Raw genomic sequence first — 23,268 nt, 5'->3', positions numbered from 1 at the left:
CTGCCCAGCCGCCCGAAGCCCCGGTCAAGGCTCGCGTAACGGGAAAACTTACGGCAGAATAGTTTCTGTACCGAATATTTTCCAGTAGCCTTCGGGCCCGTCGATCAAACGCAACACCGAGGAGGGGCCGTGACCCAGACCATCCCGCAACCCCGTCACGCCCCGGTCGCCACACCGACCACCGGGCAGCCGTACGAATACCACCGCCGCCCCCTGGTCGAACCCGACTGGACCCGCTTCCCCGGGTGGCGCCACGTCACCCGCGACCAGTGGGAATCCGCCCAGTGGCAACGCGTCAACTGCGTCAAGAACACCAAGCAGCTCCGCGCCGTCCTCGGTGACCTGATCGACGAGACCTTCTACGCCGACCTCGAGGCCGACCAGAAGGCCCTGGCCACCATGTCCATGCTGGTGCCACCGCAGATGATCAACACGATGGTGCCGTTCGCGCCCCTCACCACCGAGGCGCTGCTCGCCGACCCCATCCGCCGCTACATGATCCCGGTCGCCTCCGACCGACGAACCGACTGGCCCTCACACCCCTACGCCAGCCGCGACAGCCTGCACGAGCACGACATGTGGGTCGCCGAAGGGCTCACCCACCGCTACCCCACCAAGGTCCTCGCCGAACTGCTCTCCACCTGCCCGCAGTACTGCGGACACTGCACCCGCATGGACCTGGTCGGCAACTCCACCCCCGCCGTCGACAAACTCAAACTCACCCTCAAACCCGTCGACCGCTACGACGCCCACATCGCCTACCTCAAGGCCCACCCCGGCGTCCGCGACGTCGTCGTCTCCGGCGGCGACGTGGCCAACGTCCCCTGGCGCAACCTCGAGTCGTACCTCATGCGCCTGCTGGAACTGGAGACGGTCCGCGACATCCGGCTCGCCACCAAGGCCCTCATGGGCCTGCCCCAACACTGGCTGCAGCCCGACGTCGTCGAAGGCCTGGAGCGGGTGGCCCGCACCGCCGCCCGCCGCGGCGTCAACCTCGCCATCCACACCCACGTCAACCACGCCCAGTCACTCACCCCACTGGTCGCCAAGGCCGCGCAGACCGCCCTCGACGTCGGCGTCCGCGACGTCCGCAACCAGGGCGTGCTCATGCGCGGCGTCAATGCCACCACCCCGGAACTGCTCGACCTCTGCTTCGCCCTGCAAGGCGAAGCCGGGATCCTGCCGTACTACTTCTACATGTGCGACATGATCCCCAACGCCGAACACTGGCGCGTCCCGGTCTGGCACGCCCAGCAACTCCAGCACGACATCATGGGCTACCTCCCCGGCTACGCCACCCCCCGCATCGTCTGCGACGTCCCCTTCGTCGGTAAGCGCTGGGTGCACATGCTCACCGACTACGACCGCGAACGCGGCATCTCCTACTGGACGAAGAACTACCGCACCTCCATCGAGTCAGCCGACCTGGAGGCGCTCAACAAGCGCTACGCCTACTACGACCCGATCGACACGCTGCCCGCCGACGGCCAGCAGTGGTGGAACGACCACCGCGACGACTGACCACCGCGACGACCGGGCCCTGGGGCGACACCCCGGGGCCCGGCGCAATTCCACCCTCAGCCGCCCAACACCTCGGACAACGGCGCCGGCGTCAACCCCCGCTCGCGCAACCCGGCCAGGATGTGCGGCAGCGCCTCATCGGTCATCGCCGCGTTCGCCTCGGTCACGTGCATGATCACCACCGACCCCGGACGGACGTGGTCCAGCACCGCCCGCACCAACGGCTTCCACGACTTCGCGAACGGGTCACCGCTGACCACGTCCCCGTCGACCACCGTCACCCCGAGCGGGGCCAACGCGTCCAGCGCCGCCGCGTCGTGACACAGCCCCGGGAACCGGAAGTACCGGGTCTGCCGGCCCCCGTACGGTTTGATCACCTCGAACGTCTTCGCCACGTCGCCGCGCAACTCGCTCACCGGCTGCGACGGCAGGTCGTAGCAGTCGGCGGTGAACGCCGCGTGCCCGTAGGTGTGATTGGCCAACTCGAAGCGCGGATTGCCGGCGATCCGACGGGTGACGTCGGGATACCGCTGCACCCACTTACCGGTCAGGAAGAACGTGGCCGGGACCCCCTCCCGCTCCAGCAGGTCGAGGATGCGCAGGTTGGCGTACGACTTCACGCGACCCGCACGCAGGCTGGCCAGCATCGCGTCGGTCATGTCCGCGTCGAAGGTCAACGCGACCCTGTTGCCGGTCCGCGGCCCGTGGTCGACGACCGGCGCCCTGGTCCCGATCGGCGTCGCGCCCGGCACCCTGGCAGCAGCCGCCCCCGGTGACGGGACACCTGTCGACGGCGGGGGCGCAGCGGCGCTGGACGACGCGACAGTCGGAGAGGCACCGACCGACGGCGCGACGGACGGGGTGGACGAGTCGGACGAGCCGACGAAGACCGGCTGCTCCGACGGCGGCACCCGGGACGCTTCACACCCGGCACCACCGAGGACCGCCGCCACCACCAGGACGCCAAGAGACGGACGAATCCGAGCACGAATCACGCCGCCGATCATCCCAAACCCGAACCGCCCTCACTGCCCCGCGCCGACCCTTGTCGATCATGGAGTTGTGGTGGCGACAAAGCGCCTGCCACACGTCAGAACAGGCACCACCACTCCATGATCGACGGGGGGTGACAGGGGTCAGGCTGGACCGCCTCGTGGGGCGTACATGATGACTGCGACACCCAGCAGGCAGATCGCCGCGCCCGTCACGTCCCAGCGGTCCGGGCGGAAGCCGTCCACCACCATCGCCCAGCCCAACGATCCGGCCACGAACACCCCGCCGTACGCGGCCAGGATCCGGCCGAAGTTCGCGTCCGGCTGGAACGTCGCCACGAACCCGTAGCAGCCCAGCGCGACCACACCGGCGGCGATCCACCACAGGCCACGATGCTCCCTCCAGCCCTGCCAGATCAACCACGCGCCGCCGATCTCCGCCAGCGCGGCCAGGGCGAACAACACCAGGGAACGAAGCACTGTCACCCGGCGACACTAACCGCCGCACGGGACGGGTCCCCGTGCGACGGTGCACCCGGGGACCCGCGAACCGCTCAGGTCACTTCGTGAAGGAGTCCTTCACGTTGCGACCGGCGTCCTTGACGTTCTGACCGGCCTGCTTGGCGCGCGCGTCGCTCTGCTGGCTGGCGCCCTCGCCACGCATCCGCTCGTTGTCGGTCATGTCGCCGACGCGCTCCCGTGCGGCGCCGGCCATCTGCTCGACCTTGTTCTTTGCCTTCTCGGTGAAGCTCATCGCGCCTCCTCGGTCTGGCCGTTGTCCCCGCTCGCTTGCCCGGTCTCCGGGTGCCGAAACCGGTAGTGCCGGTCGGCACGTCCGCTAGGGCATCCTAGGAAGATAGGTTGAGGGAGGGTGCCCTGCCGGCCCCCGAAGCGGTGGTTAACTGGCCGCATGGGAGAGCTCCTGCTGATCCGGCACGGCGAGACCACCTGGAGCGCCAGCCTGCGCCACACCTCGTACACCGACCTGGAGCTGACCCCCGACGGCGAGCGACAGGCACGCACCCTCGCCGCGTTCCTGGCCGGGCGGCGGTTCGTCACCGTGCTGGCCAGCCCCCGCTCCCGGGCGCTGCGCACCGCGCAGCTCGCCGGCCTCACCGTCGACGCCGTCGACGAGGACCTCAGCGAGTGGAACTACGGGGAGTACGAGGGCCGCACCACCGTCGACATCCACGCCGACCGGCCGCACTGGAACATCTGGACCGACGGCTGCCCCGGCGGCGAGTCCCCCGCGCAGGTCGGCGAACGGATCGACCGGGTGCTGGACCGGGTCACCCCACTACTCGACCGGGGCACCGTCGCGCTCGTCGGTCACGCGCACAGCCTGCGGGTGCTCGGCGCCCGCTGGATCGGCCTGCCCCCGTCCGCAGGTGGCCGGCTACGCCTGGAGACCGCCACGGTCAGCGCGCTCGGTCACGAGCACGGCCGGCAGGTCATCCTGCGGTGGAACCAGCCGGCTCCTCCGGCGCCCGGGACCGCGACCGACTCGGTGCCGCAGCACTGATCTTCGGCGGCCGGTTCTCGTACGGGGTGGACAGCACCACAGTGGTCCGGGTCGTGACGCTCGCCGAGGTGCGGATTTCCTGCAACACCCGCTCCAGATCGGCCGGGCTGGCCACCCGTACCAGCAGCATGTAGAAATCCTCCCCCGCCACCGAGTAGCAGGAGTCGATCTCGGGCAGGTGCGCCAGCCGCTCCGGCGCGTCGTCCGGCTGCGACGGGTCGAACGGGCGGATCGCCACGAACGCGGTCAGCGGCAGGTCCAACGCCTCGAACGACACGCGGGCGGCGTACCCCTTGATCACCCCGCGCTGCTCCAGCCTGCGCACCCGCTGGTGCACGGCGGACACCGACAACCCCACCCTCTCGGCCAGGTCGGTGTACGACAGACGGCCGTCGGCGGTCAGCGCGGCGACGATAGCGCGGTCGATCTCCTCCACGGCGTGCAACCTACCGGGAAAACCGCCCGACGGCGACGAGGTACCCCGGCAGAGCACGCGGTCGGCGCGGCTACGGTCGACCCACCGCAGCCGCGCCACGCACCTCCCTCAGTCCCGGGCGAGGGCTCGGGAGATCACCATCCGCTGGATCTGGTTGGTGCCCTCCACGATCTGCAACACCTTGGCCTCGCGCATGTACCGCTCCACCGGGTGGTCGGCCACGTAGCCCGCGCCGCCGAGCACCTGCACCGCGTCGGTGGTCACCCGCATGGCCATGTCGGTGGCGAAGAGCTTCGCCTTGGCCGCCTCGATCGCGTACGGGCGGCCCGCGTCACGCAGCCGGGCCGCGGCGAGGGTCAACGCGCGGGCCGCGGCGATCTGGGTGGCCGCGTCGGCGAGCAGGAAGCCCAACCCCTGGAAGTCGATGATGGACCGGCCGAACTGCTGCCGTTCGCGGGCGTAGCCGACCGCGTAGTCCAGGGCCGCCTGGGCCAGCCCGACCGCGCAGGCCGCGATGCCCAACCGGCCGGAGTCCAGCGCGGACATCGCGATGGTGAAGCCCACTCCCTCGCCGCCGATCAACCGGTCGGCCGGCACCCGCGCGTCGTCGAAGGCGATCTGGGCCACCGGGGAGGCGCGCAGACCCATCGTCCGCTCGGCCGCCTGCGGGGTGATGCCGGGGGTGCCGGAGTCGGCGAGCAGGCAGGAGATCCCCTTCGGGCCGGCCCCGCCGGTGCGGCAGAAGACGTTGTAGAAGTCGGCGGTCCGCGCGTGGGTGATCCACGCCTTGGTGCCGGAGACCAGGTACGCGTCGCCGTCGCGGACCGCCCGGGTGCTCAGCGACGCCGCGTCGGAGCCGCCCTGCGGCTCGGAGAGGCAGTACGCGCCCAGCAACTCGCCGCCGAGCATGTCCGGCAGCAGCTTGCGCTGCTCGTCGCTGCCGAACGCCGCCACCGGATAGCAGGACAGGGTGTGCACGCTGACCGCCTCGGCGACCGCGAGCCAGCGGCTGGCGAGGATCTCCAGCACCTGCAGGTACACCTCGTACGGCTGCGCCGCACCGCCGTACTCCTCGGGGTAGGGCAGGCCCAGCAGGCCGGCCCGGCCGAGGGTACGCAGCACCTCGCGGGGGAACTCGGCGCGCTCCTCGAAGGCGGCGGCCTTCGGCGCGAGCTCGCGGTCGGCGAGCTCGGTGGCGAGGCCCAGCAGGTCGTGGGCCTCGTCGGTGGGCAGGATCCGGTCGACAGTCATAGCGCGATGAGCTCCGTGGGGGTGGTGTTGAGCCGTTGCACGCCGTCTGTGGTGCAGACGACGATGTCCTCGATGCGGGCGCCGTGCCGGCCCGCCAGGTAGATGCCCGGTTCGATGGAGAACGCCATGCCGGCCTCAAGGGGCCGGTCGTTGCCGGCCACCAGGTAGGGCTCCTCGTGACCGTCGAGCCCGATGCCGTGGCCGGTGCGGTGCAGGAACGCCTCGCCGTAGCCGGCGGCGGCGATGGGCGCCCGGGCCGCGGCGTCGGCCTGCGCGCCGGTGACGCCGGGTCGCACCGCGGCGACGGCGGCGCGCTGGGCGTCGCGCAGCACCGTGTAGTAGTCCAGGAAGTCGCCCGGCGCCGACCCGCCGGCCAGGTAGGTGCGGGTGCAGTCGGAGCGGTAGCCGGAGGGCATCGTGCCGCCGATGTCGACCACCACCGGCTCGCCGGCCCCGATCGGCCGGTCCGAGGTGCCGTGGTGCGGGCTGGCCCCGTTCGGTCCGGACGCCACGATGACGAAGTCGACTGTCACGTGCCCGGTGGCCCGGATCGCCGCGGCGATGTCGGTGGCGACCTCCGCCTCGGTGCGGCCGGGGCGCAGCCACTCGCCCATCCGCAGGTGCACCTCGTCGATGGCCCTGCCGGCCTCGGCGAGCGCCGCCACCTCCGCCGCAGACTTGCGGATGCGCAACTCCCGCAGGACCTCGCCGGCGAGCCGCTGCCCGGCGTCGGGAAGCGCGGCGCGCAGCGCGAGAACCTGCTCGGCCCACATCCGGTCGGCCAACCCGACCGCCGCGACCGGGCCGTCGAGGGCGGCGGCGACCAGCGGGTACGGGTCGCTGCCGTCGACGTGGTCGACGATGCGCACCCCGGTGGCAGGCGCGGGGGACGCCTCCGCCGCGGGGCGTTCCAGCCTCGGCACGATCAGGGTCGGCTCTCCCTCGGCGGGCAGCACCAGGCAGGTGAGCCGCTCCCCCGCGTGGGCGTCGTACCCGGTCAGGTAGCGCAGGTCGCTGCCGGGTGTGAGCAGCAGGGCGTCAAGGCCGGCGGCGGCGGTGGCGCGCTGCGCGGCGGTCAGCCGATCGGGCGGATACAGCTCGTCGGTTCCCACACCGCCAGCTTAACGGTCGTTTGGGCCAGGGTGGAATGCGGACAACCGGCACGATGGAAATCCACCGTCGTTGATTGACGCCGACAGTTAACACTCTTTAAGATTTGGCTGCCTCGAGGTCCACCCCGTTCCTGCGTCCCCGCACCTCCCGCCCGCGACAACCCTGCGCGGGCGGCGTCGTCCCCCGCCCACGGGAAGGCCCCCGATGTCCTCACCACTGCGCCGCGCCCTCGCCGCCGGCCTGCTCGCGCTGGCGACCGCCGCCGCCACACTCACCGTCACGTCCACCGCCGCGCAGGCCGTGGTGCTGCCGAACAACTTCAAGAGCGTCGGCTACATGCCCTCCTGGGCCGGCAACATCAACACCATCCAGTACAACAAGCTGACCCACATCAACTACGCCTTCATCCTGCCCAACAGCAATGGCAGCCTGCAGGGTGTCGACGGGGCGCGGCTCTCCTCGCTGGTCTCCCAGGCGCACGCCAACAACGTGAAGGTGTCGATCGCGGTCGGCGGCTGGAACGACGGCAACGACTCCGCCTTCGAGGCGCTCGCCGCCAACTCCACCAGCCGCACCGCCTTCGTCAACAACCTGGTCAACTTCGTCAACCAGTACAACCTCGACGGTGTCGACATGGACTGGGAGTACCCCGACCCGGGCGCGTCGGCCAGCAACTACACCGCTCTCATGACGCAGCTCAGCAGCGCGATGCGCAGTCGCGGCAAGCTGCTCACCGCCGCCGTGGTCAGCGAGGGCACCACCGTGCAGGGCGTACAGACGGCGGTCTTCCCCCTGGTCGACTGGCTCAACATCATGGCCTACGACGGCGGCAGCCCGCACGCCAACTACGACTGGTCCATCAACGCCATCAACGGGTGGAAGGCCCGCGGCCTGCCGGCCAGCAAGGCCGTGCTCGGCATCCCGTTCTACAGCCGCCCGGTCTACTACAACTACTCGTACCTGGTCGGTCTGGACCCGGCGAACGCCAACCGGGACTGCGCCACCATCAACGGCTCGCAGCAGTGCTGGAACGGCATCCCGACCGTCAAGCGCAAGACGCAGTGGGCGTTGGCCAACGCCGGCGGCGTGATGAACTGGGAGCTGAGCCAGGACACCAGCGGCTCCACCTCGCTGCTCAGCGCGATGTACGACACCATCATGGGTGGCACGACGCCGCCGCCGACCGGCCGTACCGGCCAGATCACCGGCATCGGCGGCAAGTGCGTCGACGTGGCCGCGGCAAGCACCGCCAACGGCGCCGCCATCCAGCTCTACACCTGCAACGGCACCAACGCGCAGACCTGGACCGTGGCCAGCGACAGCACGCTACGCGCCCTCGGCAAGTGCGCCGACATCACCAGCGGCTCCACCGCCAACGGCGCGAAGGTGCAGCTCTGGGAGTGCAACGGAAGCGGCGCGCAGGTCTGGCAGGCGCAGTCCAACGGGACGCTGCGCAACCCGCAGTCGAACAAGTGCCTGGACGCCAGCGACAACAGCTCTGCCGACGGCACCCGGCTGCAGATCTGGGACTGCTTCGCCGGCGCCAACCAGCGCTGGACGCTCCCGGCCTGACGGTTCGCACGGTCCCCGGTCGACGCCCAGCGTCAGCCGGGGACCTTTCCGTGTTCCCGGGCGAGAGTCAGCATCTCGTCCACCGAGCCCGCCGGGTCGGTGACCGGGAACTGCACGGCCCGTACCACCGCCGCCGGGTCGACCAGCAGCGTCAGCCGCTTGAACCGGGTCATCCCGCCCGCGCGGAAGACGGGTAGCAGCAGCCCGGCGGCCAGCCGGCCGTCCTGGTCGGACAGCAGCGGGAACGGCAGCTCGGCGTACGCGGCGAAGTCGGCGAGCTGGTCGGGCCGCTGGGTGCTGATGCCGTAGACCCCCACCTCGGCGGCCTGGAACTCCCTGTGACGCTTGGCGTACGTGGTCGACTCCAGGGTGCAGCCCCGGGCGCCGGGGATCTTCGCCCAGCCGGGCGGATAGTCCGGCCGGACCGGCGCGTACGCCCCGGGGAAGAAGTAGAGGACGCTCCACGTGCCCGTCGCGGCCACCGGGACGGGCTGGCCGTCAGGCCCCGGCAGCACGACGTCGGGCAACCGCCGCCCGACCAGTTCGTGTGCCCGGCGCGCCTCGGCGGAGCCGGCGTCGGCCGTCGCGGTCACCTCACCGTCGCCCATCAGATGTCTCGTCCCCCAGTCCTGCAGGGCGATGAGGACCGGCAGCAGCCCTTCGCCCTTCCCGGTGAGCAGGTAGTCGTAGCGCGGTGGGTGTCGTGAGTACGGCCGACGCTCCAACACCCCGTGCTCGACCAGCGCGCCGAGGCGCTCGGTCAACGCCCGCCGGCTGACACCCAGCTCGCGTTGCAGGGCGTCGAAGCGGGTCGTTCCACCGGCGACGTCGCGCACGATGAGGAACGTCCACCAGTCCCCCAGTACGCCGAGCGCCTGCGCGATGCCGCAGTCCGCGTCGGCAAGATCTTCTCGCCGCACCCACTACCTCCGCTGCTCCCGCTCCGACTATAGTCCGTTCCAGTTTGGAATGCACTGCGCGGCGAACGGGGGCGGACGACACGCGCGTCGGAGATCGGGTCGGTGTGTTCTGGCGCTGGTGGACCGCCGGCACGACCAGCATGGTCGGGTCGGCGGTCGGCTCGGTCACGCCGGTGAGCACGTCGACGGACGTTTTGCCGAGTCGGATGGCGCCCGGGGCCATAGCCTGGATTCGGGGATGCCCGAGCGGGCAGCCCCGATCGGGAGGACCGCCGTGGCAGCGAACGAGACGAACCGGGCGACGACACGTCGCCGCCGCCAACTCTGGGCCGGAGTCCTCGCGCTCGTCGGGCTGGTCCTGCTGATCCTCGGCCTCACCGTCGCCGACGGTGTCGCCGCCTGGGTCGAGGTGCTGGTCGCGGTCCTGCTGCTGGTGACCAGTTACGTCGTGCAGCACCTGGCGCGGCGGGAGACCGTCTACCGGCACGACGACAAGGGCTGACCGCGCCGGACGGCCGGGGGTGCCCCGGATCGTCGGAGGGCTGTGCCAGGCTGTCCGGCGTGGCACACCGACCCCCGATCCTGCTGATCGACGCAGCGAGCCTCTACTTCCGGGCCTACTTCGGCATTCCGGAGTCCGCAGCCAAGGCCGAGGACGGCACCCCGGTCAACGCGGTACGCGGTTTCCTCGACATGCTCGCCACCCTGATCCGGGTACGGGGCGCCGACCGGATGGTCTGCGCCCTCGACTACGACTGGCGCCCGGCGTGGCGGGTCGACCTGCTGCCGTCGTACAAGGCGCACCGGGTGGCCCCCCAGGGCGGCGAGATCGTTCCGGACACGCTCTCCCCGCAGGTGCCGGTGATCCTGGAGGTGTTGGAGGCGGTCGGCATCACCGCCGTCGGCGCGACCGGCTACGAGGCGGACGACGTGGTCGGCACGCTCTCGGTGACCCAGCCCGGCCCGGTCGAGGTGGTCTCCGGCGACCGGGACCTGTTCCAGCTTATCGACGACACCCGACCGGTCCGGCTGCTCTACATCGGGCGTGGTGTCGCCAAGCTCGACGACTGCGACGACGCCGCGGTGCGGGCCCGCTACGGCGTGCCGGCCGACCGGTACGCCGACTTCGCCGCACTGCGTGGCGACCCCAGCGACGGGCTTCCCGGGGTCCCGGGGGTCGGGGAGAAGACCGCCGCCCGGCTCATCGAGCGCTACGGCAGCATCGCCGGCATCCTGGCCGCCCTCGACGACTCCGACTCGTCCTTCGCGCCGGGCCTGCGCACCAAGCTCGCCTCGGCACGTGACTACCTGGGCGTCGCGCCGACGGTGGTCCGGGTCGCGCTGGACGTGCCACTGCCGGAGCTGCCCACCGCGCTGCCGTCCGCGCCGGTCGACCCGGACCGGCTGCTCGACCTCGCGGGGCGGTGGAACCTGGCCGGCTCCGCCCGTCGCCTGGTCGATGCCCTCGCCTCCCGCGCCGACGCCTGACCGCCGACCCGCACGTCCTACTTGATCTTGCGGGTCGACCGGACCACGATGCTCTCGTACTCCGGGTGTTTGACCAACCAGTCGGCGAGGAACGGACAGATCGGCACGACGGTCCGCCCCTTGGCGCGCGCGTCGTCCATGACCGCGCGTGCCAGCGTCGACCCGACGCCTCTGCCCTCGAACGCCGGATCGACCTCGGTGTGGGTGTAGGCGATGATCGAGCCGGTCAGCTGGTAGGTGACGAACCCGGCGACCGCGCCCGTCTCGTCGCGCGCCTCGAAACGCTCCCGCTCCGGCACGTCTGTCACGGTGAACTGCACCTGACCATCCAACCACCCGGGTGGCCCGTGTCCGCCCGGAGGCCGGCGGGGAGGCGACCCCGCGCGCATTGTCGCGGCCGGAACGGGAAGAGCAACGCCCCCGGCCGCACGTGGGAGGAGACACCCACCATGACGACCCCATCGACGGACGGCGGCTTCGCCGTCGTGGAGATGTTCACCTCGCAGGGCTGCAACAGTTGCCCTCCGGCGGAGGAGTTGCTGACCGAGATCGATCGCGACGCCCGGGAACGCGGTCAGGCCGTCTTCGGCCTCGGTTTCCACGTCGACTACTGGGACGATCTGGGGTGGCCCGACCAGTTCGCCGACGCGGCGTACACCGCGCGGCAGGAGGCGTACGCCCGCGCCCTGGGCACCCGGGGTCTGTACACCCCGCAGATGGTCGTCAACGGCACCGTCGAGTTCGTCGGATCCGATCGTCGACAGGCCTCCGGCGCGATCGCGTCCGCCCTGGCGTCACCGGCCGCCGCCTCCCTCACGGTGTCCGTGGCCGAGTGGGACGGGCAGCGGGTGGTGCTGGACTACCAGGCCGAGCGGCCGCCGGCCAACACGGTGGTGAACGTGGCGATCGTGCAGCGGGGGCTGGACAGTGAGATCGCCCGGGGTGAGAACGCCGGGCGGACGCTGCGGCAGGACAACGTCGTGCGCGCCTTCGCGTCGGCGAGCCTGGGCGTCGAGCGGGGACGGCTGGATTTGGTGACACCACCCGACCTGGATGTGCGCAGTGCCGCAGTCGTCGGCTACGTGCAGGAGAACGGCAACCGGGCCATCGTCGGCGCGACCCACGTCGAGCTGTCCGACGCGTAGTCTCGGCGCATGCGGTCGGCGCGCGGCGTGAGGGGGCCCGGTGGTTGACGCGGAGGACGTACGCCGGGTGGCGTTGGCCCTGCCGCACACGGTGGAGAACCCCAGCGACGGGTTCGACTTCCGGGTGGCCGACAAGGGCTTCGTCTGGTCCTATCCGGAGCGCGTACCGGGCAGGCCGCGGGTGATCCGACTCGACATCGCGGTGCTGTACGTCGGGGACGAGGCGGAGAAGCAGGCGCTCCTGCTCGGTGAGCCGGACGTCTTCTTCACCACCCCCGGGTACGACGGGTTGCCCCTGGTGCTGCTGCGCCTGGCCCAGATCGACCTGGAGCGCCTGGGTGAGCTGGTGACGGACGCGTGGCGGATGCGCGTGCCCGAGGCGGCATCCAGGGCGCCGACGCCTGACGACATCCACACGCAACCGGACGGACACATTGACGGGAATCTCGGTGCTCCACTACCGTGGCCGTGAGAGCGCTCTCTCACCCGACCTTCCCCCCAATTCAGACGCACCGCGTCGGACCCGGAAACGGCCACACCCGGCGCGCGATGGAGGCACCATGAAACCTCCCGTCCCCCACCGCCGATGGGCCCTGGCCGCCGCCACCGCGCTGGCCCTGGTCGTCGGCGGCCTCGCGATCCCCGTCACCCGCGCGGCCGAGGCCGCACCCGTCGGCGCCGGCAGCTACACCACCACCCCGGTCGGCCCGCTCCCGAGCGGGTGCGGCGCGATGTCCAGCAACCCCCGTCAGTTCGCCACCGCCAACGCGCCCACCGGCCCGATACCCACCAACGACTGGTGGTCCTCGCTGCTGTGGAAGCGCACCGACTGCTCCTTCAGCGAGCCCCTGCACGCCCACCCGATCTCGTACGACACGTTCACCGACGGGCTGGGGTTCTCCGCGAACTCCACAGCCGCCATCAGCGGCACCGCGACCGGCGTCGGGGAGTTCCACTACCCGTACGTGCAGGACATCCGGGTCGGCGTCGCCGGCCTCGCCGCACCCCAGGTCAAGGTGGACGGCTGGACGGACTGGACGGTCAGCCCGCACTGGAGCGACGGCACCCGCACCCTGCGCGCCACCATCGGTCACGGCCTGCCCTTCGCGTACTTCCAGGCCACCGGCGGCAACGCGTCGATCGGCACCGCCGGTACCCCGGACGTCTGGTCCAACAGCGGCGCCACCATCGGCTTCCGGGTCAACGGCCACGACTACGTCGGGTACGCCCCGAGCGGCGCGAGCTGGACCGTCGCGTCCGGCCGGATCACCTCCACGTTGGCCGGTCGGGGTTACTTCTCCATCGCCCTCCTACCGCCGACGTCGAGCGCATCGGAGCGCGCCAGCCTGGCCGCGACCTACGGTCAGTACGCGCACGCCCACGTGACCGGCACCCAGGTCTCGTACTCGTACAACCCGGCGACAAGTGGGCTCACCACCACGTACGCGTTCACCACCACTCCCCGGGAGGGCACCGCCACGCAGACGGTGGTCAGCCTCTACCCGCACCAGTGGAAGTCGCTCAGCGGGTCCACCGCGATCACCCCGACCTACCCGTCGGCGCGCGGCCGGATGAAGGTGCTGACCGGCGTCAACCAGTTCCGCACCGCGATGAAGTTCCAGGGCGTCCTGCCGGAGCTGCCGGCCGTCGGCGACGGCAGCGGCAGTGACCTGGCGACGCTCACCAGCCAACTGGCGGCCGTCCGCGGCAACCCGATGGACCAACGCGGCAACGACACCTACTGGACCGGCAAGGGACTCGGTCGGGCCGCCCGGATCGCCGAGATCGCCGACCAGGTCAACGACACCGCGACGCGCGACAGCGCGCTGAACGCGATCCGCAGCACGCTCACCGACTGGTTCACCGCGTCCAGCGGCAAGACCAGCCGGGTCTTCTACTACGACAACAACTGGGGCACCCTGATCGGCTACCCCGCGTCGTACGGCTCCGACCAGGAACTCAACGACCACCACTTCCACTACGGCTACTTCATCGCCGCTGCGGCGACCCTCGCGAAGTTCGACCCGGCGTGGGCCGCCAGCAGCCGTTACGGCGGCATGGTGGACCTGCTGATCCGCGACGCCAACAACTACCGCCGCGACGACACCCGTTTCCCGTACCTGCGGGACTTCGACATCTACGCGGGCCACGACTGGGCGTCCGGACACGGCTCGTTCGGCTCGGGCAACAACCAGGAGTCCTCGTCGGAGGGGATGAACTTCGCCAACGCCCTGATCCAGTGGGGCCAGACGACGGGCGACACCGCCGTCCGCGACGCCGGCGTCTTCCTCTACACCACCCAGGCCGCAGCGATCCAGGAATACTGGTTCGACGTCAGCGACCAGAACTTCCCCGCCGCCTTCGGGCACTCTACCGTCGGCATGGTCTGGGGTAGCGGCGGCGCGTACGCCACCTGGTTCAGCGCCGAACCGGAGATGATCCAGGGCATCAACCTGCTGCCGGTCACCGGCGGGCACCTGTACCTGGGCAACAACCCGGCGTACGTGCGGACCAACTACGCCGAACTGGTCCGCAACAACGGCGGACAACCGACGGTGTGGCAGGACATCCTCTGGCAGTTCCAGGCCCTCGGTGACCCCGACGCGGCGCTGGCGAACCTCCGCGCGAACCCCGGCTACACGCCGGAGGAGGGCGAGAGCCGGGCGCACACCTTCCACTGGATCCGCAACCTCGCAGCGCTGGGCACCGTCGACACGACGGTGACCGGCAACCATCCGCTGTCGGCGGTCTTCTCCCGCAACGGCGCCCGCACCTACGTGGCGTCGAACCCGACCGCCAGCCCGATCACCGTGACGTTCTCCAACGGCACCACACTGAGCGTGGGCGCCGGTAAGACAGCTACCACCGGGGCGTACACCTGGAGTGGCGGTAACGCGGCTGGCGGCGTACCCCCGACGACGCCGACGGATCCCCCACCGACGACCACCCCGCCGCCGACGACGACCCCGCCGCCGTCCACCGGCGGTCCGACGCGGTACCTGCTGCCCGGGGGCGGGTTGGGCGCCGCCGGTAGCGCGGCCACGACGACCGTCGCGGCGGCCAACGGAAACCACGACGGTACGCCCACCAACGCGCAGGTCTTCACGGCGACCGGCCTCAACCTCGCCTACTCCGGTGGGCAGACGGCGTTCGACCTGTTCGTGGACGCGGGGACGGCGGTCGGCAACGGCGTGCAGGTGCGGGTGTCCTACGACCTCACCGGCAACGGCAGTTGGGACCGGGTGGAGACGTGGCGCTACTTCGCCACCGACCCCGTCCCGGGCTACGAGCACTACACCCAGAGCGCCGGCCTGGCGTCGGCCACCGGCACGCTGGGCGCGTTGAGCAACGGCAGGGTCCGGGTGGAGGTGTGGTCGGCTATCGGCAACAACCCCAGCACCATCGGCCTCGGCAACCAGTCGGTGCTGCGGCTTCCGTACTCCTGACCGACCCGCTGCGTACGACGGCCGGTGTGGAGGATGCTTCTCCACACCGGCCGTCGTGTGCGATCAGAGGGTCAGGAGGCGGTGCAGGTGGGCGTCATGCCGGCCCCGCTGCCCGTGCCCTGGAAGCCGAACTCGGCGACCTGGCCCGCGGTGAGTCGGCTGTTGTAGTCCACGCTGGCGAATCGCACCGTGCCGCTGGAGCCGCTGGCCGTCGCGCTCCAGGTGTTGGTGACGCTGGCGCCGCTCGGAAGGGTGACGCTGACGTTCCACCCGTTCGTGCCGGCTGAGCCGGCGGTCACCTTCACGCTGGCCACGAACCCGCCGTTCCACGAGTTCAACGACACCGACGCCGAACACCCGCCCGTGGTCGGCGGCGGGGTGGTAGGCGGTGGGTCGGTGGGCGGCGGGGTCGTCGTCGGCGGGGTGGTCGGGATCCCCGGGCCGGCGTTGAGGGCGTTCAGGACGTTGGTGTACGCGGCCTTCTTGTTGCCGTTGCAGTCGAACAGCAGCGCGTTGTCCGAGCCACGCCACGAGTCACAGTCACGCACACCCCAGGTGGTGATGCCGGTGCAGCGGGAGACGGCCAGGCAGGCGCGGGTGACCGCACCGAAGATGTTCGCCTGGTTGCCACCGGTCATCACGTCCAACTCGGTGATCTGCACATCCACACCGAGATCGGCGAAACGCTGCAGATTCGCCTGGTAGTCAGACGCCAACGACGTACCCAGGTGCGACTGGAACCCCACACAGTCGATCGGCACACCACGGGACTTGAAGTCCCGCACCATGTTGTAGATCCCCGTCGACTTCGCGTTGATCCCGTCGGTGTTGTAGTCGTTGTAACACAACTTCGCACCCGGATCCGCCGCCCGCGCCGCCCGGAACGCCGCCTCGATCCAGTCATTACCCGTCCGCTGCAGATTCGAGTCACGCCGCCCACCCGAACCACCATCGGCGAACGCCTCGTTCACCACATCCCACGAGTGGATCTTCCCCCGGTAGTGCGACGCCACCTGCGTGACGTGGTTGATCGCCGCGTTGCGCAACGCACTACCCGACATGCCCTGCGCCCAACCCGGCTGCTGCGCATGCCACAGCAGGGTATGACCCCGCACGCTCATCCCGTTGGCCTGCGCGTGACTGACCAGACGATCACCACTGGAGTGATTGAACACCCCCTGCTGCGGCTCGTTGGAGGCCCACTTCATCTCGTTCTCAGCCACGACACTGTTGAACTCACGGTTCAGGATCGTCGTGTACGCGCTGGTGGACAACTTGTTGACAGCGACGGCGGCACCGAAGTAGCGGCCCTTCTCCGCCGCCGCCGCCCCGAGGGTCGTGCCAGCACTGGCTCCGGTGGTCAAGACCATCGTCATACCGGTCGCGAGGGCGCCGGTGACGGCGATGGTCACCGCCGCTCGCAGGACTCTTCTGTGTTTCATGCGGATTCCTTGTCTGTGGTGGTTCAGCGATGAGGGTGCGGCGCCCGAAGCTGCACCCACGACGTCGGAGAGCCGCATCGGCGATGCCCGGCGTCCGACGCGCCCGTACGACGGTGGGGGTGTCCCAGGTCCGGCGGGACCGTGACAGCGAGCCCGGTAGCCGTCACGGCACCACTGCTGGGAGTCCTGAAACGACGTCCGGCATGCCCTGGGCGGACGTCGTTTTCCAAGGTGCGGCCGGCCGACTCGCCCGGTGAGCCACGTGAGCGGCCGCCCTCATCCATCGACTGTGAGCGATAACATGCTGTTCGTCAAGTCGTCACGAAGCGCATCGCCGGCGGGCGCTCTCGCCGGCGGTCGGGGCCCGGTGCCGGAGTCGTGCGAACACGACCCCGGCCACCGCACGTCACTGGAACGAGGCGTCGTCGACGAGCAGGCTGTCGGTGCCCGCCGCCGTCTCGACGTAGAAGGTCGCGGCGGTGAGCGTGCCGCTCCACGACGGGGTCGCCGTGCCGGTGAGCAGCGTCCAGCCGTTCGCGTTCACCCCGGTGGCCGGGGTCAACTGGAGGTAGCTGGTCGTACCGTTCGCGGTCAACGCCAGGGTGGCCTTCGCCGACGGCGTGCCGCTCTGCGCCCGTACCCAGACGTTCGTGGTGTAGCTCTTGCCGTTGGTGAGCTTCGCTGTCACGTCCTGGCTGGGGCCGTTCCACGCTGCCGTACGCCCGGTGATCGACAGGGAGCCGGCGCCGCCACGAACGACGGAGGTGTTCCGGGAGAGCGCTCCGCTGCCGTTGACGCCCCAACCGGTGGTGCCGTTCTCGACGTCGCCGTTGGTGAGGACGTTCCCGCTGCTACCGGTGCCGCCGGTGAACTGCCACCAGTTGACGTTGAACAGGTTGCCGGTGCCGCCGGCGAAGCGCAGGTACAGGTCGCGGGTGCCGGTCGCGCCGCTGACCGCGCAGGTGGTGCTGGTCCAGTTCTGCCAACCGCCGGTGCCACCGACGGCGCAGGTGCCCACGGTCGGGCCGCTGGCGCTGTCGAGGCGTACCTCGATCCGGCCGCCGCTCGTCGCCGAGGCGACCCGGGCGGTGAACGAGGTAGCGCCGGCGCCGAACGCGACGCCCTTGACCTTGACGTAGTCGCCGTTCTCGATCCAGCCGACGTTCATCCCACCCTCGCTGGACACCTCGGTCTCGATGCCCGAGCCCCAGGCGATCGTCTCCGCCTCCTGCCGCACGTACGGATTGAGCGTCCCCACCTGGGGTGCGCCGGTCGTGGTCATGGTGATCGTCGGGATCGTGCCGTTGGAGTTGTAGGTGAACTTCTCCACCGCGACCGACCGGGTGTAACCACTACCGCCGGGCAGCGCCCCGTTGTGGTAGAAGAAGTACGAGCCGCCCTGGAAGTCGATCACACCGGCGTGGTTGGTGAAACTGGCTCCCTGCCGGGGCATGATCGTCCCGCGATACGTCCACGGCCCGGTCGGACCGGTGGCGGTGGAGTACGCGATGAACTCCGAGCAGCACTCCGCCGCGAACACGTTGTAGTACAGCCCGTTGCGCTTGAACACCCACGGGCCCTCCTCGTAGAGGGTGGGACGGCTGGCGTTTCCGTTGCGGGTGCCGAAGCCCGCCGTGGTGAGCGGGATCCGGGTCGCACCACCCGAGTACGAGATCATGTCGGCGTTCAACCGCACGTACCACAGACCCGGGTTGCCCCAGTACAGGTACGCCTGTCCGTCGTCGTCGATGAAGACCGACGGGTCGATTTCGTTGTTGCCGACCAGGGGTCGGCCGATCGCGTCCCGGAACGGGCCGGTCGGGCTGTCGCCCACCGCCACCCCGATGACCATCTGCCCGTTCGAGCGCTGACGCACCGGCACGTACCAGTAGAACTTGCCGTTGCGGGCGATGACCTGACCGGCCCACGCGTTGGCGTCGGCCCAGGAGAACGTGGCCAGGCTCAGCGGCGAACCGTGATCGGTCCAGTTCACCATGTCGGCCGACGACCACACCCGCCATTCCTTCATGGTGAAGTAGGTCGAGCCGTCCTCGTCATGCCCGGTGTAGAGGTACACCCGACCGTTGTGCACCAGCGGTGCCGGGTCAGCGGTGTAGATGTGTTGGACGATCGGATTGTCCGCCCGGGCGGCACTGGCCGGCAGTAGTGCGAGCACGCAGACGAGGCTCGCCAGCCAGGCGATGGCGCGCCTGCCCCGGCCGCCTGCCGGTGTTGTGGTGCGGGTTGTCACCTTCACGATTACTCCCACAGAAAGTGCGCGGTGCACGGGTCTGGATCGACGAGCCACTCCTGCCAAGCTGCCGATCGAGCGGTCGTCACCGCGCGCACGCCGAGCAGCACGGCGGGCAGCAGTGTTAGCGCTAACAGATTGGGTACGACCCCTCCCTCCCTGACCTGACCTCGATTTTTGTGCGGTGCGAGATGACCGTCGTAACCGCATCGCAGCATCGGTGTATCGACGTGGACATCCACGGTTCACGATGCACCGTACTGAGCGACGTGGCGGGCGTCAACGGAGAGCGACCGTCGGCCTCGTGACGCTCTGTCATGCACTCACGATCAACAGCGTCATCGCCGTCGGTCCAGGCAACGTCCCCCACCCCGCCTCGGCCACCGTCGCCGGGACGCCGCGGCATGACGTCACCGCACCGACCCTTCGGGTGGACGGCCAGGCGATCCGGGGGGTTGCGGGCATGTTAACAACCAACTATGTTAGCGATCACATTGATGTGCCGCGATGGCGTCCCGGGACGGGCACCGGACGACCACGACGGCAGCTTCCTGCGACACGCGACCCTGTCTCCTGCGCATCGACACGCTCAGTGGCAGTTCGAGTGCCGCCCACCGGCAGGACGCCACCTTCCGGATCACCACAGCACACCCTTGGAGGTCCCATGCCACCCCCGCCGCTGAGCCGTCGCCGCCTGCTGCAGGCCGCCGGAGCCACCGTGGCGCTCTCCGCAGCCGGTGCCGCCGTCACTCCCCGCAGCGCGACCGCGGCCGTGGTCCCACCGGTCCGACCCGACCTCGGCGTCTCGGCGTACCCGTTCGACCTCGGTCAGGTGCGGCTCAACTCCAGCCGCTGGATGGACAACCAGACACGGACGCTCAACTACCTGCGGTTCGTCGACGTCGACCGGATGCTCTACAACTTCCGCGCCAACCACCGGCTGTCCACCAACGGCGCCGCCACCAACGGCGGCTGGGACGCGCCGAACTTCCCGTTCCGGACCCACATGCAGGGGCACTTCCTGACCGCGTGGTCGTACGCGTACGCGGTGCTGGGCGACACCACCTGCCGGGACAAGGCGAACTACATGGTGGCCGAGCTGGCCAAGTGCCAGGCCAACAACTCCGCCGCCGGGTTCGGCGCGGGATACCTGTCCGGTTTCCCGGAGTCCGACTTCACCGCGCTGGAAGCACGCACGTTGTCCAACGGCAACGTGCCCTACTACTGCATCCACAAGACCCTCGCCGGGCTGCTCGACGTCTGGCGGTACACCGGAAACACCCAGGCCCGTACGGTGCTGCTGGCCCTCGCCGGCTGGGTCGACACCCGGACGAGCCGACTGAGCTCCAGCCAGATGCAGTCGATGCTGGGCACCGAGTTCGGTGGCATGAACGACGTGCTCACCGACATCTACCAGCAGACCGGCGACTCCCGTTGGCTCACCACCGCCCAGCGGTTCGACCACGCCGCCGTGTTCAACCCCCTTGCCAACAACTCCGACCAGCTCAACGGGCTGCACGCCAACACCCAGGTGCCCAAGTGGATCGGCGCGGCCCGGGAGTTCAAGGCCACCGGGACCACCCGCTACCGGGACATCGCCAGCAACGCGTGGAACATCACCGTCGGCGCGCACACCTACGTCATCGGCGGCAACAGCCAGGCAGAGCACTTCCGGCCGCCGAACGCCATCGCCGGCTACCTCAGCAACGACACCTGCGAGCAGTGCAACACGTACAACATGCTCAAACTGACCCGGGAGCTGTGGCTGCTCGACCCGAACCGGACCGACTACTTCGACTTCTACGAGCGCGCCCTGATCAACCACCTGATCGGGGGACAGAACCCGGCCGACAGCCACGGCCACATCACCTACTTCACCCCGCTGCGGCCGGGCGGGCGTCGCGGTGTGGGCCCGGCGTGGGGCGGTGGCACCTGGAGCACCGACTACAACTCGTTCTGGTGCTGCCAGGGCACCGGTCTGGAGATCAACACGAGGTTGATGGAATCCATCTACTTCTACAACGGGACGACGCTGACCGTGAACCTGTTCACGCCGTCGGTGCTGAACTGGTCGCAGCGGGGCATCACGGTCACCCAGAGCACCACCTACCCGGTCGGCGACACCACCACCCTGACCCTGTCCGGCACGATGAGCGGGTCGTGGAGCATCCGGGTGCGGATCCCGGCCTGGACGACCGGCGCGACGGTCGCCGTGAACGGCGCGGTGCAGAACGTCGCCACCACACCGGGCAGCTACGCGACGGTCACCCGCACCTGGGCCGCCGGGGACACCATCACCGTGCGGCTGCCGATGCAGGTCGTCATGCGGGCCGCCAACGACAACAGCTCGGTGGCCGCCGTGACGTACGGTCCGACGGTGCTGGCCGGCAACTACGGCAACACCACGTTGAGCGCCCTGCCGTCGCTCACCGTCTCCTCGATCACGCGGGCCAGCACCAGCTCGCTCGCGTTCACCGCCAGCGCCAACGGGTCCACGGTGAACCTCGCGCCCTTCCAGGACGCCCACGGCTACAACTACACGGTCTACTGGAGCACCACCGGCGGCGGCAACACCGGCGGCAGTTACCGACTGGTCAACGCCGGCACCGGGCTGGTCCTCGGCGTCCAGAACATGTCCACCGCCGACGGTGGCCTGGCCGTGCAGTGGGGTGACAGTGGCACCGCGGACCACAACTGGGTGATGGTGTCCGACGGCAACGCGGTACGGTTCCGCAACGTCCACAGCGGCAAGGTCCTGGGCGTGGAGAACATGTCCACAGCGGACAACGCCCGGGTTTTGCAGTGGGCCGACAACGGCACCGCCGACCACCGGTGGATCCTCGTGGACAACGGCGACGGCACCTACAAGATCCGCAACGTCCACAGCAACAAGCTGCTCGGCATCCTGAACGGGTCGACCGCCTGGGGCGCGCAGGCCGTGCAGGACTCCGACAACGGCAGCGCGGACAACCGGTGGCGGCTGGTCCGCAACGCCTGACATCCTCCGCTCGACGGTGCACCGGCGCGGCCGACCGATCGGCCGCGCCGGTGACGCCGGGCGAGAGGTCGGGACCGGTCGTACAGTGGGGAGGGTCCTGGCCCCAGTGAACGTGGCGGACGTGTCGGCTCGTGCCGCCTTTCCGCCCGGAAGGAGCACAGTGAACCGTCCCCTCCGCACCACGCTCGGCGGCGCGCTCGTCGTGGCCCTGCTGACCTCCGTCGCCGTCGCCCCCGCCCAGGCGCACCCCGCAGGCCGGCCACCCACCGTCCTCGCCCTGCCCGACGGATTCGAGCCCGAGGGCATCGCCACCGCCGGCCGGTACGCCTACTTCGGCTCCCGCGCGACCGGCGCCATCCAGCGCGTCGACCTGGTCACCGGCCGGAGCACGACGATCGGCGCGGCCACCGGCACCCCGTCGCTCGGCCTGAAGGTCGACAGGCGCGGCCGGCTGTTCGTCTCCGGCGGCACCGCTGGCGACGCCCGCGTACTCGACACCCGCACCGGCGACGTGCTGGCCCGCTACCAGTTCGCCACCGCGCCGACCTTCGTCAACGACGTGATCCTGACCCGCGACGCCGCGTACTTCACCGACTCCAACCGCCCCGTGCTCTACCGGCTGCCACTCGGACGCGGTGGGGCGCTGCCGCCCGCCGACGCCTTCACCACCATCGCCCTGACCGGGGCGTACGAGCAGGTCGGCACCGGCGTGAACCTCAACGGCATCACCACCACACCGGACGGTCGGGCCCTGATCGTCGTCCAGTCGACCACCGGCACGCTGTACCGGGTCGACCCGGTCACCGGCGTGAGCACCGCCGTGGACGTGCCCGGGCACACCTTCACCAACGGCGACGGGCTGCTGCTTGTCGGCCGCACCCTCTACGTCGTGCAGAACCGCCTCAACCAGATCGCTGTGGTCCGACTGAACCACGCCGGCACCGCCGGCACGCTCACCAGCACCATCACCGACCCGAACTTCGACGTGCCCACCACCGTCGCCAAGGCGCTGGGCCGGCTCTACCTGCCCAACGCCCGCTTCACCACGCCACCGACCCCGACCACCCCCTACACGGCCGTCGCGGTCCGCGCGCGCTGACCGCTCCGAGGGGGTACGCGTCGCACGGGTGCCCCCTCGGCACGCCGCTCGGGCCGATCGTCGCACGGCCGC

The 23,268-nt window shown here is 70.2% G+C and carries 20 protein-coding genes; 10 read left to right on the top strand and 10 right to left on the bottom strand.

What is annotated here, in order from left to right:
• Nucleotides 1-129: 129 nt before the first annotated feature.
• Complete coding sequence (locus O7614_RS17105) at nucleotides 130-1,521, top strand: lysine 2,3-aminomutase (RefSeq protein WP_278139456.1); 1,392 nt, start codon at nucleotides 130-132, stop codon at nucleotides 1,519-1,521.
• Nucleotides 1,522-1,577: 56 nt separating this feature from the next.
• On the opposite strand, the gene O7614_RS17100 is transcribed toward O7614_RS17105, so the two are convergent.
• From O7614_RS17100 to O7614_RS17090, 3 genes are all read right to left on the bottom strand, one after another.
• Nucleotides 1,578-2,516 carry a polysaccharide deacetylase family protein gene (locus O7614_RS17100; RefSeq protein WP_278139455.1) on the bottom strand — a complete coding sequence of 313 codons (939 nt, stop codon included), beginning with the start codon at nucleotides 2,514-2,516 and terminating at the stop codon, nucleotides 1,578-1,580.
• Between the two features lie 141 nt (nucleotides 2,517-2,657).
• Complete coding sequence (locus O7614_RS17095) at nucleotides 2,658-2,999, bottom strand: YnfA family protein (protein WP_278139454.1); 342 nt, start codon at nucleotides 2,997-2,999, stop codon at nucleotides 2,658-2,660.
• Nucleotides 3,000-3,072: 73 nt separating this feature from the next.
• Nucleotides 3,073-3,267 carry a CsbD family protein gene (locus O7614_RS17090; RefSeq protein ID WP_088989634.1) on the bottom strand — a complete coding sequence of 65 codons (195 nt, stop codon included), beginning with the start codon at nucleotides 3,265-3,267 and terminating at the stop codon, nucleotides 3,073-3,075.
• A gap of 156 nt (nucleotides 3,268-3,423) precedes the next feature.
• Here O7614_RS17090 and O7614_RS17085 point away from each other — a divergent pair, with 156 nt between their 5' ends.
• Nucleotides 3,424-4,035, top strand: coding sequence for a histidine phosphatase family protein (locus O7614_RS17085; protein ID WP_278139453.1), 612 nt, complete (start codon nucleotides 3,424-3,426; stop codon nucleotides 4,033-4,035).
• Here O7614_RS17085 and O7614_RS17080 read toward each other — a convergent pair.
• The 3 genes from O7614_RS17080 to O7614_RS17070 all read right to left on the bottom strand — a co-directional run bounded on the left by O7614_RS17080 (nucleotide 3,965) and on the right by O7614_RS17070 (nucleotide 6,834).
• Nucleotides 3,965-4,471: an Lrp/AsnC family transcriptional regulator gene (locus O7614_RS17080; RefSeq protein ID WP_278139452.1), complete on the bottom strand. Its 507-nt coding sequence runs from the start codon at nucleotides 4,469-4,471 to the stop codon at nucleotides 3,965-3,967. The genes O7614_RS17085 and O7614_RS17080 overlap by 71 nt on opposite strands.
• A gap of 108 nt (nucleotides 4,472-4,579) precedes the next feature.
• On the bottom strand, nucleotides 4,580-5,722 hold the full coding sequence (locus O7614_RS17075; protein ID WP_278139451.1) for an acyl-CoA dehydrogenase family protein: 1,143 nt from the start codon (nucleotides 5,720-5,722) through the stop codon (nucleotides 4,580-4,582).
• Complete coding sequence (locus O7614_RS17070; RefSeq protein ID WP_278139450.1) at nucleotides 5,719-6,834, bottom strand: Xaa-Pro peptidase family protein; 1,116 nt, start codon at nucleotides 6,832-6,834, stop codon at nucleotides 5,719-5,721. Before O7614_RS17070 ends, O7614_RS17075 begins: the two co-directional genes overlap by 4 nt.
• A 205-nt stretch (nucleotides 6,835-7,039) precedes the next feature.
• On the opposite strand from O7614_RS17070, the gene O7614_RS17065 reads away from it, so the two are divergent.
• Nucleotides 7,040-8,407: a glycosyl hydrolase family 18 protein gene (locus O7614_RS17065; RefSeq protein WP_278139449.1), complete on the top strand. Its 1,368-nt coding sequence runs from the start codon at nucleotides 7,040-7,042 to the stop codon at nucleotides 8,405-8,407.
• Nucleotides 8,408-8,439: 32 nt separating this feature from the next.
• On the opposite strand, the gene O7614_RS17060 is transcribed toward O7614_RS17065, so the two are convergent.
• Entirely contained in the window at nucleotides 8,440-9,327 is an 888-nt protein-coding gene (locus O7614_RS17060) for a winged helix-turn-helix transcriptional regulator (RefSeq protein WP_278139448.1), read from the bottom strand.
• A gap of 274 nt (nucleotides 9,328-9,601) precedes the next feature.
• On the opposite strand from O7614_RS17060, the gene O7614_RS17055 reads away from it, so the two are divergent.
• Complete coding sequence (locus O7614_RS17055; RefSeq protein ID WP_278139447.1) at nucleotides 9,602-9,829, top strand: hypothetical protein; 228 nt, start codon at nucleotides 9,602-9,604, stop codon at nucleotides 9,827-9,829.
• A gap of 59 nt (nucleotides 9,830-9,888) precedes the next feature.
• Nucleotides 9,889-10,815, top strand: a complete 927-nt coding sequence (locus tag O7614_RS17050; RefSeq protein WP_278139446.1) for a 5'-3' exonuclease — start codon at nucleotides 9,889-9,891, stop codon at nucleotides 10,813-10,815.
• A 17-nt stretch (nucleotides 10,816-10,832) separates the two neighbouring features.
• Here the strand turns inward: O7614_RS17050 and O7614_RS17045 are convergent, their stop codons facing one another.
• Entirely contained in the window at nucleotides 10,833-11,135 is a 303-nt protein-coding gene (locus O7614_RS17045; protein WP_278139445.1) for a GNAT family N-acetyltransferase, read from the bottom strand.
• Between the two features lie 129 nt (nucleotides 11,136-11,264).
• Between O7614_RS17045 and O7614_RS17040 the strand changes: the two genes are divergently transcribed.
• From O7614_RS17040 to O7614_RS17030, 3 genes are all read left to right on the top strand, one after another.
• The gene (locus O7614_RS17040) at nucleotides 11,265-11,960 is read left to right on the top strand and encodes a DUF1223 domain-containing protein (protein WP_278139444.1); all 696 of its coding nucleotides are present in this window, start codon (nucleotides 11,265-11,267) and stop codon (nucleotides 11,958-11,960) included.
• 40 nt (nucleotides 11,961-12,000) lie between these two features.
• Complete coding sequence (locus O7614_RS17035; protein WP_278139443.1) at nucleotides 12,001-12,432, top strand: hypothetical protein; 432 nt, start codon at nucleotides 12,001-12,003, stop codon at nucleotides 12,430-12,432.
• Nucleotides 12,433-12,520: 88 nt separating this feature from the next.
• Nucleotides 12,521-15,406, top strand: a complete 2,886-nt coding sequence (locus O7614_RS17030; protein ID WP_278139442.1) for a glycosyl hydrolase — start codon at nucleotides 12,521-12,523, stop codon at nucleotides 15,404-15,406.
• Between the two features lie 71 nt (nucleotides 15,407-15,477).
• Here the strand turns inward: O7614_RS17030 and O7614_RS17025 are convergent, their stop codons facing one another.
• Entirely contained in the window at nucleotides 15,478-16,848 is a 1,371-nt protein-coding gene (locus O7614_RS17025) for an endo-1,4-beta-xylanase (RefSeq protein ID WP_278139441.1), read from the bottom strand.
• A gap of 406 nt (nucleotides 16,849-17,254) precedes the next feature.
• Entirely contained in the window at nucleotides 17,255-19,012 is a 1,758-nt protein-coding gene (locus tag O7614_RS17020; protein ID WP_278142286.1) for a family 43 glycosylhydrolase, read from the bottom strand.
• 751 nt (nucleotides 19,013-19,763) lie between these two features.
• Between O7614_RS17020 and O7614_RS17015 the strand changes: the two genes are divergently transcribed.
• Together O7614_RS17015 and O7614_RS17010 are read left to right on the top strand one after the other, a co-directional pair.
• Nucleotides 19,764-22,097, top strand: a complete 2,334-nt coding sequence (locus O7614_RS17015; RefSeq protein WP_278139440.1) for a beta-L-arabinofuranosidase domain-containing protein — start codon at nucleotides 19,764-19,766, stop codon at nucleotides 22,095-22,097.
• Nucleotides 22,098-22,257: 160 nt separating this feature from the next.
• Nucleotides 22,258-23,196: a superoxide dismutase gene (locus O7614_RS17010; RefSeq protein WP_278139439.1), complete on the top strand. Its 939-nt coding sequence runs from the start codon at nucleotides 22,258-22,260 to the stop codon at nucleotides 23,194-23,196.
• Nucleotides 23,197-23,268 lie beyond the last annotated feature (72 nt).

The sequence above is a fragment of the Micromonospora sp. WMMD961 genome (genome assembly GCF_029626145.1).
Taxonomy (GTDB): Bacteria; Actinomycetota; Actinomycetes; order Mycobacteriales; family Micromonosporaceae; genus Micromonospora.
Note: the sequence above shows the minus strand (reverse complement) of the source record. Positions and strands in the feature narration are given on the sequence as shown.

Excerpts from the sequence above, each read along its gene's own strand:
- O7614_RS17065 (WP_278139449.1), top strand. The coding sequence starts at position 7,040 with ATGTCCTCACCACTGCGCCGCGCCCTCGCCGCCGGCCTGCTCGCGCTG.
- O7614_RS17040 (WP_278139444.1), top strand. The coding sequence starts at position 11,265 with ATGACGACCCCATCGACGGACGGCGGCTTCGCCGTCGTGGAGATGTTC.
- O7614_RS17075 (WP_278139451.1), bottom strand. The coding sequence starts at position 5,722 with ATGACTGTCGACCGGATCCTGCCCACCGACGAGGCCCACGACCTGCTG.
- O7614_RS17030 (WP_278139442.1), top strand. The coding sequence starts at position 12,521 with ATGAAACCTCCCGTCCCCCACCGCCGATGGGCCCTGGCCGCCGCCACC.
- O7614_RS17085 (WP_278139453.1), top strand. The coding sequence starts at position 3,424 with ATGGGAGAGCTCCTGCTGATCCGGCACGGCGAGACCACCTGGAGCGCC.
- O7614_RS17015 (WP_278139440.1), top strand. The coding sequence starts at position 19,764 with ATGCCACCCCCGCCGCTGAGCCGTCGCCGCCTGCTGCAGGCCGCCGGA.
- O7614_RS17025 (WP_278139441.1), bottom strand. The coding sequence starts at position 16,848 with ATGAAACACAGAAGAGTCCTGCGAGCGGCGGTGACCATCGCCGTCACC.
- O7614_RS17090 (WP_088989634.1), bottom strand. The coding sequence starts at position 3,267 with ATGAGCTTCACCGAGAAGGCAAAGAACAAGGTCGAGCAGATGGCCGGC.